This is a genomic window from Paraniabella aurantiaca, assembly GCF_050309965.1.
GTDB lineage: Bacteria > Bacteroidota > Bacteroidia > Chitinophagales > Chitinophagaceae > Niabella.
The window spans coordinates 258,409-274,606 of record NZ_JBLOSY010000002.1; the positions used below are offsets into that span (position 1 = coordinate 258,409).

12 protein-coding genes are annotated in these 16,198 nt (G+C 44.0%); all 12 read left to right on the forward strand.

Annotation, left to right across the window (positions count from 1 at the left end):
* Positions 1-8 precede the first annotated feature (8 nt).
* The 12 genes from ACLOAU_RS15805 to ACLOAU_RS15860 all read left to right on the forward strand — a co-directional run bounded on the left by ACLOAU_RS15805 (position 9) and on the right by ACLOAU_RS15860 (position 16,183).
* Complete coding sequence (locus ACLOAU_RS15805) at positions 9-1,796, forward strand: RagB/SusD family nutrient uptake outer membrane protein (RefSeq protein WP_427862865.1); 1,788 nt, start codon at positions 9-11, stop codon at positions 1,794-1,796.
* A gap of 28 nt (positions 1,797-1,824) precedes the next feature.
* Complete coding sequence (locus ACLOAU_RS15810) at positions 1,825-2,805, forward strand: DUF5627 domain-containing protein (RefSeq protein ID WP_427862866.1); 981 nt, start codon at positions 1,825-1,827, stop codon at positions 2,803-2,805.
* Positions 2,806-2,817: 12 nt separating this feature from the next.
* Positions 2,818-4,500 carry an endo-1,4-beta-xylanase gene (locus tag ACLOAU_RS15815; RefSeq protein ID WP_427862867.1) on the forward strand — a complete coding sequence of 561 codons (1,683 nt, stop codon included), beginning with the start codon at positions 2,818-2,820 and terminating at the stop codon, positions 4,498-4,500.
* A gap of 385 nt (positions 4,501-4,885) precedes the next feature.
* Positions 4,886-6,622 (forward strand): glycoside hydrolase, encoded by a 1,737-nt coding sequence (locus ACLOAU_RS15820; protein ID WP_427862868.1) that lies wholly within the window; start codon positions 4,886-4,888, stop codon positions 6,620-6,622.
* Between the two features lie 27 nt (positions 6,623-6,649).
* Positions 6,650-7,585 (forward strand): alpha/beta hydrolase, encoded by a 936-nt coding sequence (locus ACLOAU_RS15825; protein WP_427862869.1) that lies wholly within the window; start codon positions 6,650-6,652, stop codon positions 7,583-7,585.
* A gap of 47 nt (positions 7,586-7,632) precedes the next feature.
* The gene (locus ACLOAU_RS15830) at positions 7,633-8,796 is read left to right on the forward strand and encodes an alpha/beta hydrolase (protein WP_427862870.1); all 1,164 of its coding nucleotides are present in this window, start codon (positions 7,633-7,635) and stop codon (positions 8,794-8,796) included.
* 15 nt (positions 8,797-8,811) lie between these two features.
* The gene (locus ACLOAU_RS15835; protein ID WP_427862871.1) at positions 8,812-9,921 is read left to right on the forward strand and encodes an alpha/beta hydrolase-fold protein; all 1,110 of its coding nucleotides are present in this window, start codon (positions 8,812-8,814) and stop codon (positions 9,919-9,921) included.
* A gap of 44 nt (positions 9,922-9,965) precedes the next feature.
* Positions 9,966-11,159 (forward strand): alpha/beta hydrolase, encoded by a 1,194-nt coding sequence (locus ACLOAU_RS15840; protein WP_427862872.1) that lies wholly within the window; start codon positions 9,966-9,968, stop codon positions 11,157-11,159.
* A 9-nt stretch (positions 11,160-11,168) separates the two neighbouring features.
* Positions 11,169-12,077 (forward strand): alpha/beta hydrolase fold domain-containing protein, encoded by a 909-nt coding sequence (locus ACLOAU_RS15845; RefSeq protein WP_427862873.1) that lies wholly within the window; start codon positions 11,169-11,171, stop codon positions 12,075-12,077.
* A gap of 23 nt (positions 12,078-12,100) precedes the next feature.
* Complete coding sequence (locus ACLOAU_RS15850; protein WP_427862874.1) at positions 12,101-14,050, forward strand: alpha/beta hydrolase; 1,950 nt, start codon at positions 12,101-12,103, stop codon at positions 14,048-14,050.
* Positions 14,051-14,055: 5 nt separating this feature from the next.
* A complete protein-coding gene (locus tag ACLOAU_RS15855; RefSeq protein ID WP_427862875.1) occupies positions 14,056-14,919 on the forward strand; it encodes a sialate O-acetylesterase in 864 nt (287 codons plus the stop codon).
* Positions 14,920-14,935: 16 nt separating this feature from the next.
* Positions 14,936-16,183, forward strand: coding sequence for an SGNH/GDSL hydrolase family protein (locus ACLOAU_RS15860; protein WP_427862876.1), 1,248 nt, complete (start codon positions 14,936-14,938; stop codon positions 16,181-16,183).
* Positions 16,184-16,198 lie beyond the last annotated feature (15 nt).

Genomic DNA, 16,198 nt, shown 5'->3' on the forward strand with positions numbered 1-16,198 from the left:
TTTAACAGATGAAATTTAAAATATTAATAGCAGGTTTTTTTGCTTTCTCGGCATTAACAGGTTGCGAAAAATTGCTGGATGCTGATACTGAAAACCTTCCCGGAATTGAGGCTATGTATCAGGATACTGAGTATGCAAGAGGGCTGATTTTGAGCGCTTATGTGGCTGTTCCCGGCTACTATGATAATAGTGAATATGCTACGGATGACGCCGTTACCAACGATCGAAGCAATGGTTTTTTACAGTTGGCAACCGGCTCATGGACTTCTGCTAACAATCCTTTCAACGTTTGGAACAGTGCATATAGTTCTATTGAGTATCTGAATCTATTTTTGCAAAATTCGCAGAAGGTTACCTGGTCTATATTAGATCCTGTTCTATCTGAGTTTTATAATATGAAATTCAGGGGTGAAGCTTATGGCCTGCGTGCCATGTATATGTATTATTTGTTAAGAAATCATGGCGGGTATACCACTGATGGACAGCTGGCGGGAGTGCCTATACTGACAGAGTTTGTAGATGCCAGTTCCAACTTTAACACGCCGCGTGCAAGCTTTGAAGATTGTTTAGCACAAATTTACAAGGACCTGGACAGTGCTGAAGCTTATTTGCCTGTTGAGTATGGAGCAATAGCTGCAGGAGGTGTAATTCCCGCTCGTTTTAATGCGATACTCGACAAGGCGCCCGAGGGTAAACGTAGAGAGATATATAATTATGTGATGGGTGATAGACAAAGATCATTATTTAATGGATTAATTGCCAAATCATTCAGGGCCAGAGTAGCGCTTTTGGCAGCTAGCCCAGCGTTTTTAAACGGCGCAAATAATAGCTGGAATATAGCTGCCGATGCGGCTGCTGCAATTATAGATCGTAAGGGCGGCGTTAGTGCTTTACCTGCTACCGGGGGTACGTATTACGCCAATGATGCAGAATTAAGTAGTGTCTCGAACGGGGTGCTTCCCCCAGAGTATATCTGGAGTAAAAATCTTCAAACGAACACTTCTGATCAGGAAGCTGCTTATTTTCCACCTTCTCTTTTTGGATCGGGCAGAATGAACCCAACCCAGAACCTGGTAGATGCGTTTCCAATGCTCAACGGGTATCCTATTAACAATACCAATAGCGGTTACAATGCAAGTAGCCCCTATGCTAACAGAGATCCTCGTTTAGCAAAATATATTGTTTATGATGGAAGCGCAGTAGGGATAAATAACACAGTGGTACGCACGGGTAGTGGCGCAGGCACTGACGATGGTTTACTGCGCAGGGAAACATCTACACGCACAGGTTACTATATGAAGAAGAGATTACGCATGGATGTAAATCCAAATCCCGCAGCTACTGTAGGTAAAAATCATTTAGAACCACGCATCCGTTATACTGAGATGTATCTTAATTATGCTGAAGCTGCAAACGAGGCCTGGGGACCAACTGGGACAGGCAGTAATGCTTACTCGGCTTACGACGTTATTAAAGCCATCCGCAGAAGAGGGGGCATAGGTCTTCAAAACGGGGATCCCTACCTGGAGGAATGTTCCTCAGACAAAAATAAGATGCGGGAACTTATTCGAAATGAGCGCCGGATTGAGCTGAGCTTTGAAAGCTTTCGTTTTTGGGATTTGCGTCGCTGGAAATTAAATCTTAACGAAACGGCTCGCGGACTAGATGTAGACGGATCTTCATTTACCCCTATTGATGTTGAGCGCAGGGCCTATCAGGATTATATGTATTATGGACCGGTGCCTCTTTCAGAAGTATTAAAATATAATAATCTTAAACAAAATGCAGGCTGGTAGTGTTACCTAAAACTTAAAAAAACGGAAGATGAAAACAAATACAATATATCTGTACATGATGGTGGCCATAACTACATTGGTACTTTCATGTAACAAGAATGCTGACACCAACTGGCAGGATTTTGATTATACATCTGTGTATTTTTCTTATCAGGCGGTTGGGCGCACAGTTACCTTTGGCAAAGAGGAGCTTATCGACAATACTTTAGATAACGAACGCAAGGTGGAGATCAAAGCTGCCCTGGGTGGTACCCGCGATAACAAAGCAAATGTATCGATAGGTTATGTGGTAGATGAATCGCTTTTGCAAAACAAATACTTCGACGATGCTTACGGTGGCGGGAAAATGGTATTGCTGCCTTCAACACATTACAGTTTTCTTTCCGATCAAATGAAGATACCTGCGGGAAGTATTCTAAATGGGGTACAGGTACAGTTTACCGATGCTTTTTTTGCCGACCCTAATGCAATAAAAAGTCACTATGTTATACCATTGAAAATGGCTTCTGTTCAGAATGCCGACTCAATTTTGGCGAATAAAAACTATGTACTGTACGGCGTTAAGTTTGTGAACAAATGGCACGGAAATTATTTACGCCGCGGAAAAGATAATGTTACCTATGCTGATGCCAGTACTGCTAGCGTAGTACGACATGCACAGTATCGTAAAGACGATGAGTTGAGAAAACTGTCAACAGTTTCGCTACAGGCCATTGATTTTCCCATAACGTATAAAGACAAAACGGGAACGAATGTGCCATGTACCTTACGCCTTACCTTCGATGGTTCTGGTAATTGCACTATTACTTCGGCAACAACGGGCGTTACAGCCAGCGGATCCGGCTCTTTTAAAGAAAACGGTGAAACGATGGATGGGAAACAAAAAGATGGACTATATCTTAGTTATCAGGTTTCAGCGCCTGGCATCAATAGTGTTACAACACTTGATACGCTTATTATTCGGGATCGCGCTGTATCAGCTGAATTTCAACCTGCAGTTACAAAATAAAAAAGTATTGAAATGAGAAAAACAATTACCAGTTATTCCGGAGCAGCTCTTTCGGCAATGATGCTTTTCATTGTAACAGGGTGCGCAAAATTTTCTGACCGGGAATTTTCAGTGGATAAACCAGAGAGTATACTTAATCAGGAAGCAATTAATGCCTTGCCTAGCTTAAAATCTTTAATCAATAGAACCGCAAGTCCTAATTTCAGGCTGGGTACAGTGGTTCCCGCAAATACTTATCAAACGGGGGGAAGCGCTATCTTTAAAATAGCAGATAGGAATTTTGATGAAGTAGTTTTGGAAACAGAGATGAAACATGGTTCCATTGTGCAAACTGATGGCTCTTTAAATATATCGGGTGTAAAACAATTTGTTGATTTTGCAGCGCAAAAAAATGTAGGTGTTTATGGCCAGGTGCTTACGCATCACCTTAATCAAAATGCTGCCTATCTGAACGGCTTACTAAAAGGCGCCAGCGGAACTACGGTAATCAATTTTGAGTCAGACGCGCTGGGGAAAACTTATGTAATGACCGGCAACAGTACTTCTGTTGTTGAAAATGATCCTAAAGGTGGAGCTAGCAAGGTTTTACATATTGGTAATTCAACCACACCGGCGAACCAGTCTTTTCCGAAATTCCCTATAACACTGCCTGCGGGTATCAAGCTGGGTAATTGCTCACAGGTGGTATTAGATATCTTGGCACCAGGTTCGGGAGGTTTGTTTGGCAGCGGTATGAGATTGGGAGTTAATGACCGGGCCCTGACTGTCTATGGAAGTCCGTCCAGCTTCGGTGCTACCGATAATAGCTGGTTCACAGGTGGTAGAATAATACTGCCCTTTTCTAACATGAATCTAACACCGGCCGAAAAGGAACTAACCAGCTTTACACTGGTTCTGGGCTCAGGTACCGGCTCGGGCAATTATTATATTGATAATGTTGTTATTTCCTGGAATGCTGAAAAAACAGCCGCTGAAAAAAATACCATTGTTTCCGCAGAATTGAACCGCTTCATCTCAGGTATTGTAGACTCTACTAAATCAGTAGTGAAAGCATGGGATGTGGTAAAAGATCCGATGGATGATAGTAATCCTACTCAGTTGAAAACCGGAATTGGAAAATCACAGGGTGCTAACGAGTTTTATTGGCAGGATTATATGGGTACAAGCTACGCTGCAAAAGCTTTTCAATATGCGAGGCAGCATGTTAACAGCGGAGATAAACTATTTATAAGTGATAATGGTCTCGAAAGTAACCTGGCCAAATGCAATGGTCTTATTAGCTATATTCAGAATACAGAAAGCCAGGGTGCTATTATTGATGGTATTTCCACCCAAATGCATATCAGCATTTCTACTGATAAAAGCAATATTGCCCAACACCTTAGTCTTTTAGCAGCAACTCAGAAGCTGATTAGAATTTCTGAATTAGACGTCAGCCTCAACGGTACTACCACTTCGTCAGCTACTGCTACGCAGTTACAGGCCCAGGCAGATATGTACAAGTATGTTATCGAAAAATACTTTGAACTAATACCACCGGCACAGCGATATGGCATCACGTTCTGGAGCCCTCAGGACAGGCCTTCAGGTGCTACATGGTTAGCTAACCAGCCTGTAGGTATCTGGAACGGGCAGTGGGTTAGAAAAGTTGGGTATAAGGCCGTAGTTGAAGCGCTGGAAGCGAAGGGGAAATAGTCTCAGGCTTTTTTGATACAATCAAAGGATATTTTTTAAACTTATTCTTTAAAACCTCCACCGGTAATGCAAAAGCGGTGGAGGTTTTTTCGTTATAAATGAGAAGTTGAAAACGATTGTATTTTTTATTCGATGTCTAAGTAGCTCGGCAACCTTTTATTTTTATTAAACCAATAAACTCTAAGAATCGTTGATCTCTTTGATTGTATTTTCCGATTAAATATAAGCTGTAAAAAATAATGCAATCGATATCATTTTTATCAATCTATTTGTTTATTTTAGCGTTATAATTGTCATTTTGATAATTATAAGTTCGATTGTTGTTTCTGCCACCGTTGACGGTTGTTTAATCCATTAGTGATGAGAACCACCTTAAAATATCTTTATGAAGGGGTATCAAAAAAGTAAAAATCCGGAAGAAGGTTTTATTCGTCTACTTTTCCCAGGTATATTGCTGGCTTTCTCCCAGATCTTAGTGCTGATATCCTGCACTAAGGAGAAGTCGTCAGCCGGAACAGGCACAGGTGGTAAGTCTTATGCATCATTTATTACGAATACAGTTACCGCAAAAGCAGATCAGGACAGCATTAGCGTTGGCATTCGTTGGTCGGCCACCAACTGGACTGTTACAACGCAGGCCGATGGCTTCATTACAGGTTTTTCTCGCAATAGCGGAGGTGCCTCATCCGATCAGTCAATAGCTGGTAGCCTGTATGTGCGTTTAAAGCCCCATTTAGGTGAAGAGCCACGCCAGCAGGATATAGTTATTAAGGATATCGCAACCGGTAAGGAAGAGAAAATGGTATTGACCCAAACCCCGCTTTCCGGTAATGATAAAATAACCATTAATCCATCGGTGAAATACCAAAAGGTTACGGGGTTTGGCGGAATGATCAATCCTACATGGACAGGAAGCACTCAATTATCCGTTCAGGACATTGATAAGCTGTATGGACCGGACGGAATAGGTTTGAATATAGGGCGGCTGATGCTTTATCCAAACACTGCCAATTGGAGCAGGGAAGTGGCGGTTGCTAAAAGGGCAAAACAATATGGGGCTATTCTTTTTGCTTCTCCCTGGACACCTCCAACCCATCTCAAGTCCGCCAATACAAACGGCAACCAGAATGGAGAGTATTTACTGCCCGGGAACTATGCTGCTTTTGCCACACACATAAAATCTTATGTAGATTTTTATAAAGCTGAGGGAATAGCGATTGAGGCAGTCTCTGTTCAGAATGAGCCGGATTATAAAGTGGGGTACGACGGATGTTCTTACAGCCCTGAACAAATGCGGGACTTTGTGAAAGGCCATGGTCGTTCGGTAGGTACAAAATTAATGGCCAGTGAAACAGTTCAATTCAGAAAGGATTATACCGATATCTTATTGAACGATCCGCAGGCGGTAAATAGCTTTGATATTGTAGCCACCCATTTGTATGGTTTTAACTTCAGAACAATGGTTTCCAACTATCTCCTGGCCAAACAGCATAATAAAGAAATGTGGGTTACCGAACATCTATTTAATGAAGAGTTTGATAAACTGGCAGCCAATAGTGAATCCAGAAACTGGCCTTTTACCTGGAAGTATGATTGGGAGTGGTTGCCGTCTCTAAAAACTACTTTAGCAGAAGAGCTGCATGATTGCATGAATAATAACTTCAATGCCTACGTCTACTGGTATCTGAAAAGATATTACGGATTTATGGGTGAAGATAAGGACGCTGCTAACCCTGCTGGCTGGTATATATATCCCAATGGTGAAATAACTAAACGCGGGTATATTATATCTCACTATGCCAAATATGCAACGGGTCGCACAAGGATAGAAGCAAGCCTTGGCAGCAATATAGCATCGGCTCAATATACGACAGGCCAGCCCAGTTTTTTGGTTACTGCATACGAGGGAAATAATGACATAACCCTGGTGCTGATCAATAGAGCCACATCTGCAAAAATTCTTGATATTGTGGTTCCGGCTGCTATTAATTCGGTTACAGCTATTGAAACAACATCGTCAAAGAATATGATTTCGCTGGATAATAGCCTAAGCCGTGACAAAAAATCTGTACGGGTGCGTATCTCTCCCGAAAGTATCACATCATTCAAATTATCGCTTTAGTAAGTTGACATCTTTAAAAACAGTATAATGAAAAAAATATTTACTTCTTTATGTTTAGCTGCCGTGGCAAGCTATTCATTGGCCCAAAATGCGGTGCAGCCCGCTGCTGCAGGCTTCGACGTGGTACGCCCGTCTGTTGCCAAGGGCAAAGTTGAAACAATATCTTACCCCTCAAAAACGGTGGGGGTAGATAGAAAAGTGACTATGTATACACCTCCCGGTTTTTCAAAAGAAAAAAAGTACCCGGTATTGTATCTGCTGCATGGCATAGGAGGCGATGAATTCGAGTGGTTGAACGGCGGCACACCCCAGGTGATATTGGATAATTTAATTGCCGACGGAAAAACAGTACCTATGATCGTAGTAATGCCCAACGGCAGAGCTATGAAGGATGACCGGGCAGGCGGAAATATTATGGAGCCGGCAAAAGTGCAGGCATTTGCTACTTTCGAAAGAGATCTGATTGACGATCTGATCCCCTTTATAGAAAAAAACTATCCGGCTATAGCCGACAGGGAGAGCCGTGCTATTGCTGGTTTATCAATGGGCGGTGGCCAGTCGTTGAACTTCGGATTAGGCAACCTGGATCAATTTGCATGGGTAGGAGGCTTTTCATCGGCGCCTAATACGAAGCCTGCTGCAGAATTATTACCAGATCCTGACAAGGCAAAAAAGCAGTTGAAACTCTTATTTATTTCCTGTGGCGCCAGTGATGGTTTGCTTGGCTTCAGCAAACGTACGCATGATTATTTCGAAGAAAAGGGCGTGCCTCATATCTACTTTATTGAACCTGGCAACCACGATTTTAAACATTGGAAAAATGGTCTCTATATGTACTCACAATTGCTATTTAAACCGGTTAACCAGGCAAGTTTTGCGGAATACCGAAAAATGTCGGTAGAGCCGGCGGCAAACCCTAATGGTTTTGGGGGCAGGCCTGGCGGAGGAAGACCACAGCAGTAGGGTGCACAAACAATTGTTATAAGCTGTTTTTGTATAATAGAACCACGATGAATAATATCAGGCTGATTGTATTAGGGTACCTGGCTATGACTTATGGGCAGGCTTGCTTTTCCCAGATGGTGAAGGACGATTTCAAATCTTCCGAAACTACCCAGAGCGGCCGAAAGTTTCCTCAGGTAAACAGTGAAGGACAAGTACGCGCCGGTATCCTGGCCCCTGAAGCGCAGTCAGTAAAGCTTGACATAGGAGGTAAGAAATATGATTTAAAAAGGAACGCAGACGGTTTTTGGACCGGCGATTCAGAGCCCCAGGATGAAGGGTTTCACTATTACCAGCTAAACATCGATGGAGCGTCTGTGCCGGACCCGGGCAGCCTGTATTTTTATGGAGCCGGTCGCTGGGGCAGTGCCATAGAAATTCCTGCACATGACAGGGCTTTTTATGAGCTTAAACAGGTACCGCACGGGCAAGTTCGGGAACAGCTTTATTTTTCAAATTTGACCAACACCTGGCGCCGTTGCTTTATCTATACACCTGCCAGATACGACAATAATACAACGAAACGGTATCCGGTATTATACCTCCAGCATGGTAGCGGAGAGAATGAGACAGGTTGGCCGGTTCAGGGAAAAGCCAACCTTATCCTCGATAATTTAATAGCAGAAAAGAAAGCCGTACCGATGATCATTGTAATGGATAACGGTTACGCTACATTGTCGGGCGACAATAAGCCCTTTAACCCGACCCCCACAGGACCTTTTCCTTTTGAGCAGGTATTGATTAAGGAAGTGATCCCAATGATCGATAAAAGCTATAAGACAATAGCTAATAAAGACAACCGCGCAATGGCTGGGTTATCCATGGGAGCTAATCAAACGATGCAAATCGTTATAAAAAACCTGGATCAGTTTAGCTATTTAGGTGCTTTCAGCGGCACTGCTAATTATCCGAAATCTGATCCGATTGATGTATCTACCTTCATGAATGGTGCTTTTAAAGATGCTCATTCGCTTAACCGGCAATTGAAGTTGCTTTGGCTGGGTGCCGGTGCCAAAGAACCGGTTCCTTTTCCGGCTTCGATCGCAGCTTTCAAATCCATGCTGGATCAGGCCGGTGTGAAATATCAATATTATACATCAGAAGGAACCGCGCATGAATGGTTGACCTGGCGCAGGTGTCTGAATCAATTTGCATCACTACTTTTCAAATAGAATAAACACGCCATTATGAATAAGAAAATGACATCTCTGTTGTTAATAGCTACTTTTTCCGGTAGCTTGTTAATGGCTCAGGCTATAAAAGAAGATTTTAAACCGTCCCGTTTTAATCAACCGGGGCAGGCCTATCCCCAGGTAAACTCCCAGGGCTATGCACGTTTCAGGGTACACGCTCCTGCAGCCGACAGTGTTAAAGTGAGTTTGGGATTAGGTGGAAGAGGGGGCACGGTTTTAACTAAAGGCACTGACGGATTTTTTAGCGGAACTACCGAAGGTCCCATGGATGAAGGATTCCATTATTATAATCTTACCGTGGATGGAGGCAAGTTTAATGACCCTGGAGCGCTGAACTTTTTCGGGTCTTCACGTTGGGAAAGCGGTATTGAAATACCTGCTCAGGACCAGGATTTTTATGCTTTGAAAGATGTGCCGCATGGGCATGTTTCTCAAATTCTTTTTCCCTCCAAAAGCACTCAGTCCTCGCGGCGTGCTTTTGTTTACACACCGCCGGGTTACAACAAGGATTTGAGCAGCCGTTATCCTGTATTGTATTTGCAGCACGGTTGGGGAGAAGATGAAACTGCCTGGACGAATCAGGGTCTGGCTCATCTGATTATGGATAACCTGATTGCTGAAGGAAAAATCAAACCATTTATTATTGTAATGACTTATGGTATGACCAATGAAATTAAATGGGGCCGGATCAGGGATTTTAAAATAGATTCATTTGAAACGGTATTGGTAAAGGAATTGATTCCTTACGTAGATGCCAACTTCCGTACAAAGGCCGACCAGCCCAACAGAGCTATGGCTGGTTTATCAATGGGTGGCATGGAAACGAAAATGGTTACACTGGCTAACCCGGATGTGTTTTCACACTATGCTTTATTAAGTGGTGGAACCTATGCGCCTGCTGATATAAAAGATAAATCAAAAGTAAAATTGGTCTTTTTAAGTTGTGGCAGTAAAGAGAACCCAGATGGCGTAAAGAAAGCAGCAGATGAATTAAAAGCGGCTGGTTTCAATAGCGTTTCCTATGTATCTCCTAATACCGCGCACGAATTTCAAACCTGGCGTCGAAGCTTAAAGGAACTGGCGCCCCTGTTGTTTAAAAAATAGCATATACAAACATCCAGTGTTTTTTAAAAATATAAAAACTCAACGTGATTAAAAAATATTTTCCCCTTTTAATGGTTGCGGCATTGGCCGGCACTGTTACAACTGCACAATCCATTACCGGTGATTTTAAAGTGTCATCTACTACACAACAGGGCAAGCAGTTTCCCCAGGTAAACAGCCGGGGCGCTGTTAGAGTCAGCATTGCGGCACCACAGGCCAACCTTGTGCAACTGGATATTGGCGGTAAGAAATATGACCTCAAAAAAGACACGGCGGGAATCTGGACAGGTGAATCGGCTCCCCAGGACGTAGGGTTTCACTACTACCAGTTGAATGTGGATGGAGCTTCGGTTCCCGATCCCGGAAGCTTTTATTACTATGGAGCCAGCCGTTGGGGTAGTGGCATTGAAATACCGGCTGCCGATTCTGCTTTCTTTGCGCTAAAGAATGTGCCGCACGGCGATCTCCGCAAAAGCTATTACTTTTCAAAAGCTTCCAACCGCATGCGCCCGGTTTACATTTATACACCGCCGGGATATGAAAAGGAGACTGCTAAAAAGTACCCGGTATTATACCTGCAACATGGCATGGGAGAAAATGAAACCGGGTGGGGTAGCCAGGGCTATGCGGGATTAATTATGGATAACCTGATAGCTGAGGGCAAGGCTAAACCATTTATTATTGTAATGGAAAACAGTAGTGTAAATCTTGGTGGCATGCGTCGCCCCGCTGATCCTCCTCAGGGACAGACGCCACCAGCCCAGGGCGCACCAGGTAACGCACCCAGACCCGGAGGTGGCCCGGGTGGAGGTATGAACTTTGCCGCTGAATTTGAGAAGATATTGTTCAACGACCTGATACCTTACATTGAAGCCAATTACCGTGTTATCGCCAATACAGAGAACCGCGCGATGGCCGGCCTTTCGATGGGTGGTATGCAAACGCGTTCGTTGGTGATGGCCAACCCTGATAAGTTTGCTTACGTAGGCATGTTTAGTAGCGGCACTTTCGTGCCTTCTGAAATTGCCAATATCAATGCATTTAAGAAGAATGGGAAGCTCGTATTCATGAGCTTCGGCGGCAAAGAGGGCGGTGCGGCCCGTATTCCGGCAGCGGCTGAAGAGTGGAATAAAATAGGCATCAAAGGCGTATCTTATGTATCGCCCGAAACCGGTCATGAGTGGCATTCCTGGAGAAGAAGTTTATACGAATTCGCTCCTTTGTTATTTAAAAAGTAACCCATTTTAATGAAGATCAATATCATTTTTTTATTATCATTCATTGCCTCCGGGGCATTGGCGCAGGTTACTTATTCATCGGTGTATAAAGATGTAAATTATGCAGATGATGGTATGTCCTATCATAATATGGATATTTATATACCCCAGGCAAAGAAAATAGATTACCCGGTTATTGTGGTAGTTTACGGGAGTGCCTGGTTTGCCAATAATTTAAAAGATGCGGCTATCCAAACGATGGCAAAGCATTTGCTGGACGCTGGTTTTGCAGTGGTGGCCCCTAATCATCGATCGAGTAACGAGGCAAAGTTTCCCGCGCAGATTAATGATATAAAAGCAGCGATAAGGTTTATACGTGGCCAGGCAAAAAAGTATAACCTGGATACTTCTTTTGTTGGCATCACAGGATATTCGTCTGGTGGACATTTGGCGGCACTGGCCGGTACTTCCGGTACCGTTAAAAATTTTACCGTTGGAAAAGTGACACAGGACATAGAAGGTAGCCTGGGTAATTATAACGGGTACAGCAGTAAGGTGCATGCAGTAGTAGACTGGTTTGGTCCTACAAATTTGTGGGTGATAGATTCATGCAGGGGTAAAGATGCCCGCCAACCCAATACGCCGGAGGAAGTGCTTATTGGCGGGAAAGTAGATGATAACTATGATAAATGTGCATTGCTGGATCCCGCTATTTACATTGATAAAAAAACACCGCCTTTCTTAATCCTGCATGGGGACAGGGATGTGGTGGTACCCGCCTGCCAGAGCGAATTGCTGTATAGTGCATTGCAAAAGGCCAAAGTGCCATCACAGTATGTTTTGGTAAATGGAGGCCAGCATGGCCCGGGGATGTTTACTGATCAGTATTTCAAAATGATGACCGATTTTTTCCGGTCGCGGCTAACAACAACGCGATAGAAATAGAATGATAACTCAACACTATGAGGTATAGTAAAATAGTAGGCAACATTGCAAAAAAATATTTGTTATCAACTTTCGTTCTGATAACATATTCGGTTATACAGGCGCAGGATCTTGAGTTGATGGCGCCTGCCGGATTTGACCAGCTAAAGGTTGATCAACCCAAAGGGAAAATAGATACCATCATTTATCCATCCAAAACAGTAGGTAGTAAGCGGCGGGCATTGGTATATACCACTCCGGGTGCCTCAAAAAAACAAAAGCTGCCGGTGCTGTACCTGCTACACGGTATAGGAGGGGATGAAAAAGAATGGTTGAACCAGGGCTCCCCTCATGTAATACTGGACAATCTTTTTGCCGCAGGCAGGATACAGCCTATGATGGTGGTATTTCCAAATGGACGTGCCCTGAAGGACGATCGCTGGAATAGTAAAGAAACCTCCCAACAGGAAAAATCCGCTTCATTCGCCATTTTCGAAAAGGATCTGTTGAATGATTTGATTCCTTTAGTTGAAAAGAAATATCCGGTACTAAAGGACCGCGGGAACAGGGCGGTGGCCGGCTTATCCATGGGCGGCGGACAGTCGCTGAATTTTGGCTTAGGCAACCTCGATCAATTTGCCTGGATAGGCGGCTTCTCTTCAGCACCTAATACCAAACAGCCTAAGGAACTGTTGCCTGATACAGATAAAGCAAAGCGCTTGCTGAAGTTGTTGTGGATATCCTGCGGCGATCAGGATGGTTTAATACGCAATTCCAAACGAACTGCAGATTATATGAAGGCAAATGGTGTACCTCATATTTACTATTTAGAACCCGGTGGGCACGATTTTAAAGTATGGAAGAATGACCTGTATATGTTCTCCCAGTTTCTGTTCAAACCGGTGGATCCATCGGCGTTCCCCCAATACACGGTGCTGGGTGAGAGGGCTGCGACCAACATACGATCTGCATCCTATCCACAGGTAATGGCAGACCGTCGTGTGGTATTTCGTACCAGGGCCCCGGGAGTCCAAAAAGTACAGGTAGATCTCGGCAAAAAATATGACATGGTAAAGGGGGCAGATGGTGTGTGGTCCGTTACAACAGAGCCGGTAAACCCGGGATTTAATTATTATTCGTTATTGATAGATGATCTACCGGTAGCCGATCCGGCGAGCGAAACTTTTTACGGTATGGGGCGCATGGCTTCCGGTATAGAGATTCCTTTTGCGGGGGATAGCATTTATGCATTAAAAGAAGTGACGCATGGTGATATCAGGATCAAAAAATATTATTCATTTGTGAGCAACAGCTGGAAGCAGTTATACATCTACACTCCGCCAGGGTATGATCAAAATATAGACGAAAAATACCCCGTTCTTTATCTGCAGCATGGCGGCGGCGAAGATGAGCGGGGATGGGCTGCACAGGGCAAGGCAGATTTGATACTCGACAACCTGATTGCTGAAAAGAAAGCGCTTCCTATGATAATTGTAATGGCTGATGGCAACTTCAGTACCGGCGGTGCATTCAACGAACGTTCATTACGAACATTCGAAAATGAATTGATGCGCGCCGTCATACCTTTTATAGAAAAAAATTATCGCGTTGCGGAAGGCGCATCAAACCGCGCATTGGCGGGATTGTCGATGGGTGGTTTACAAACCCTGCATACGGGAATTAAAAATCATGATCAATTCGGGTATATCGGTGTATTCAGCTCAGGATGGTGGGCGAATCAACCGGAATTATCCGCTCCCCAGTATGATTTTATGAAAGCCCATGTAGCTGCCATCAACTCGAATATTAAGAGTTTCTGGATCGCAATGGGTGGAAAAGAAGACATTGCTTTTAACAATTGTAAAGCTATGTTAGCGCGGTTTGATGAGTTAGGCATTAAGTATACTTATAGTGAGTATCCGGGTGGTCATACATGGCCCGTGTGGCGTAACAATCTGTATCAATTTTCTCAGTTATTATTCAAATAAAAACAATGAAGACATTTTTTAAAAACAGTAAAAGAGGCGTATTCCTGTTGACATTACTCCTGGCAGTAAATTTCTTAACAGCCCAGGATAAAAACTTTCATATCTATTTATGCCTCGGACAGTCTAATATGGAAGGGCATGCCCGGCCACAAGCCGAGGATAGTGCAGGCGTTAGCGAAAGGTTCAAAGTGTTAGCTGCTGTAAATTGCGATAATCGCGGCAGACTGCAGGGCAATTTGTATACAGCTTTACCGCCACTGGCACGCTGCAATACCGGGCTCACACCAGCTGATTACTTCGGAAGAACGATGCTGGAACATTTATCCAAAAATATTACCGTAGGTGTTATTAACGTTTCTGTTGGGGGCTGTAAGATAGAGTTGTTCGATAAAGATAATTTTCAGTCTTACGTAGATGGCTCACCGGATTGGCTAAAGAATACCGTAAAAGCTTACGACGGTAATCCTTATCAACGTCTGGTAGATATGGCGCGTATTGCTCAGAAATCAGGTGTGATAAAAGGAATCTTATTACACCAGGGAGAGTCGAATACCGGCGACAGCTTGTGGACCAAAAAGGTAAAGGGTGTTTATGATAATTTATTAAAGGACCTGAATCTGAAACCTAATTCAGTGCCCTTGCTGGCCGGTCACCTGGTTTCCGAAGATCAGAATGGAGCCTGCGCCAGTATGAATAAGATCATCTCTACTTTGCCGCAGGTGATTCCTAACGCTCATGTTATTTCTTCTGTTGGTTGTGAGGGTGTTAAAGACAGGTTGCATTTCAGCGCCGCCGGGTACAGGAAATTGGGCAGACGCTATGCTGCCACCATGCTGGCATTGATGGGCAAAAAAATTACCGTTGAATAAATTGCCGGGTTATTAAATGATTAAACACGCACGAAAAATATTAAATGCTGTCGCAGTACTACTGGTGTGGACCCTGCTTGGTTCTTGCAGCGGTAGTCGTCAACAAAGTACAACAAAAACAGTACATACAGGGAAATGGGTAGGTACCTGGGCAACCGCCCCACAGCTGGTAGAGCCTAATAATATGCCACCTGCGCCAGGACTTACCAATAATACGATAAGACAGGTGGTAAGGGTTTCAATTGGCGGAGAAAGATTGCGTCTTCGTTTTTCCAATGCCTTTAGCAAAGAACCGGTAACTATGAAGGCCGTTGCTGTTGCTGTGGCAAGAGAAGGAAGTGTGATTGATCCATCCACGCAGCAGATCCTTAAGTTTAATGGAAGAGAAACAGTAACGATGTCACCCTCCGGCGAAGTATATTCAGATCCGTTGAATTTTACGCTTACTCCCGGATCAACGCTGGCTATTACCATCTATTGTGGCAATACCTCGCCCAGTACTACGGGGCACCCCGGTTCAAGAACCACTTCTTATATACTTGCCGGTAACCAAATAGGCTCAGTCGATTTCGCAGGGGCGGTTGCAACCGATCACTGGTATGTGATTAATAGTATCGAGGTTATAGCTGACGCAGGGGCATTTGCGATAGCGGCTTTGGGAAATTCTATAACGGATGGTCGGGGCTCCGGAACTAACAAACAGAACAGGTGGACTGATATCTTGTCGCAGCGGCTGTTAACTAATAGGGATACGAAAAATATCGGTGTGTTGAACCTGGGTATTGGCGGCAACTGTGTGCTGCGTGGGGGATTGGGGCCTACGGCCTTGAGCCGGTTCGATAGGGATATTCTATCGCAAAGCAGCGTAAAGTGGTTGCTGATATTAGAAGGTATTAATGATATTGGCGGCATCAGGAATGCGGAGAGCGCTCCTAAAGTGGCGCGGGAGCTGATTGAGGCCTATAGCCTTATGGCCGACAAAGCCCATGCCAGGGGAATAAAAGTATATGGCTGTACTATTCTGCCATTTGAAAAATCTTTCTATGATACGCCCTTCCGTCAGCAGGCGAGGGATACTGTCAATGAATGGATTCGTACTACGGATAAATTTGATGCCGTGATCGATTTTGATAAGATCATATGCAACCCGGGTGATATTAAAAAAATAAGTCCCGATTGGCACGACGGAGATTGGTTACATCCCAACCAGGCCGGGTATAAAAAAATGGGAGAGTCCATTGATCTGAACTTATTTACTAAATAGATAACCAACGCATTG

Excerpts from the sequence above, each read along its gene's own strand:
- ACLOAU_RS15805 (WP_427862865.1), top strand. The coding sequence starts at position 9 with ATGAAATTTAAAATATTAATAGCAGGTTTTTTTGCTTTCTCGGCATTA.
- ACLOAU_RS15810 (WP_427862866.1), top strand. The coding sequence starts at position 1,825 with ATGAAAACAAATACAATATATCTGTACATGATGGTGGCCATAACTACA.
- ACLOAU_RS15815 (WP_427862867.1), top strand. The coding sequence starts at position 2,818 with ATGAGAAAAACAATTACCAGTTATTCCGGAGCAGCTCTTTCGGCAATG.
- ACLOAU_RS15820 (WP_427862868.1), top strand. The coding sequence starts at position 4,886 with ATGAAGGGGTATCAAAAAAGTAAAAATCCGGAAGAAGGTTTTATTCGT.
- ACLOAU_RS15825 (WP_427862869.1), top strand. The coding sequence starts at position 6,650 with ATGAAAAAAATATTTACTTCTTTATGTTTAGCTGCCGTGGCAAGCTAT.
- ACLOAU_RS15830 (WP_427862870.1), top strand. The coding sequence starts at position 7,633 with ATGAATAATATCAGGCTGATTGTATTAGGGTACCTGGCTATGACTTAT.
- ACLOAU_RS15835 (WP_427862871.1), top strand. The coding sequence starts at position 8,812 with ATGAATAAGAAAATGACATCTCTGTTGTTAATAGCTACTTTTTCCGGT.
- ACLOAU_RS15845 (WP_427862873.1), top strand. The coding sequence starts at position 11,169 with ATGAAGATCAATATCATTTTTTTATTATCATTCATTGCCTCCGGGGCA.
- ACLOAU_RS15850 (WP_427862874.1), top strand. The coding sequence starts at position 12,101 with ATGAGGTATAGTAAAATAGTAGGCAACATTGCAAAAAAATATTTGTTA.
- ACLOAU_RS15855 (WP_427862875.1), top strand. The coding sequence starts at position 14,056 with ATGAAGACATTTTTTAAAAACAGTAAAAGAGGCGTATTCCTGTTGACA.
- ACLOAU_RS15860 (WP_427862876.1), top strand. The coding sequence starts at position 14,936 with ATGATTAAACACGCACGAAAAATATTAAATGCTGTCGCAGTACTACTG.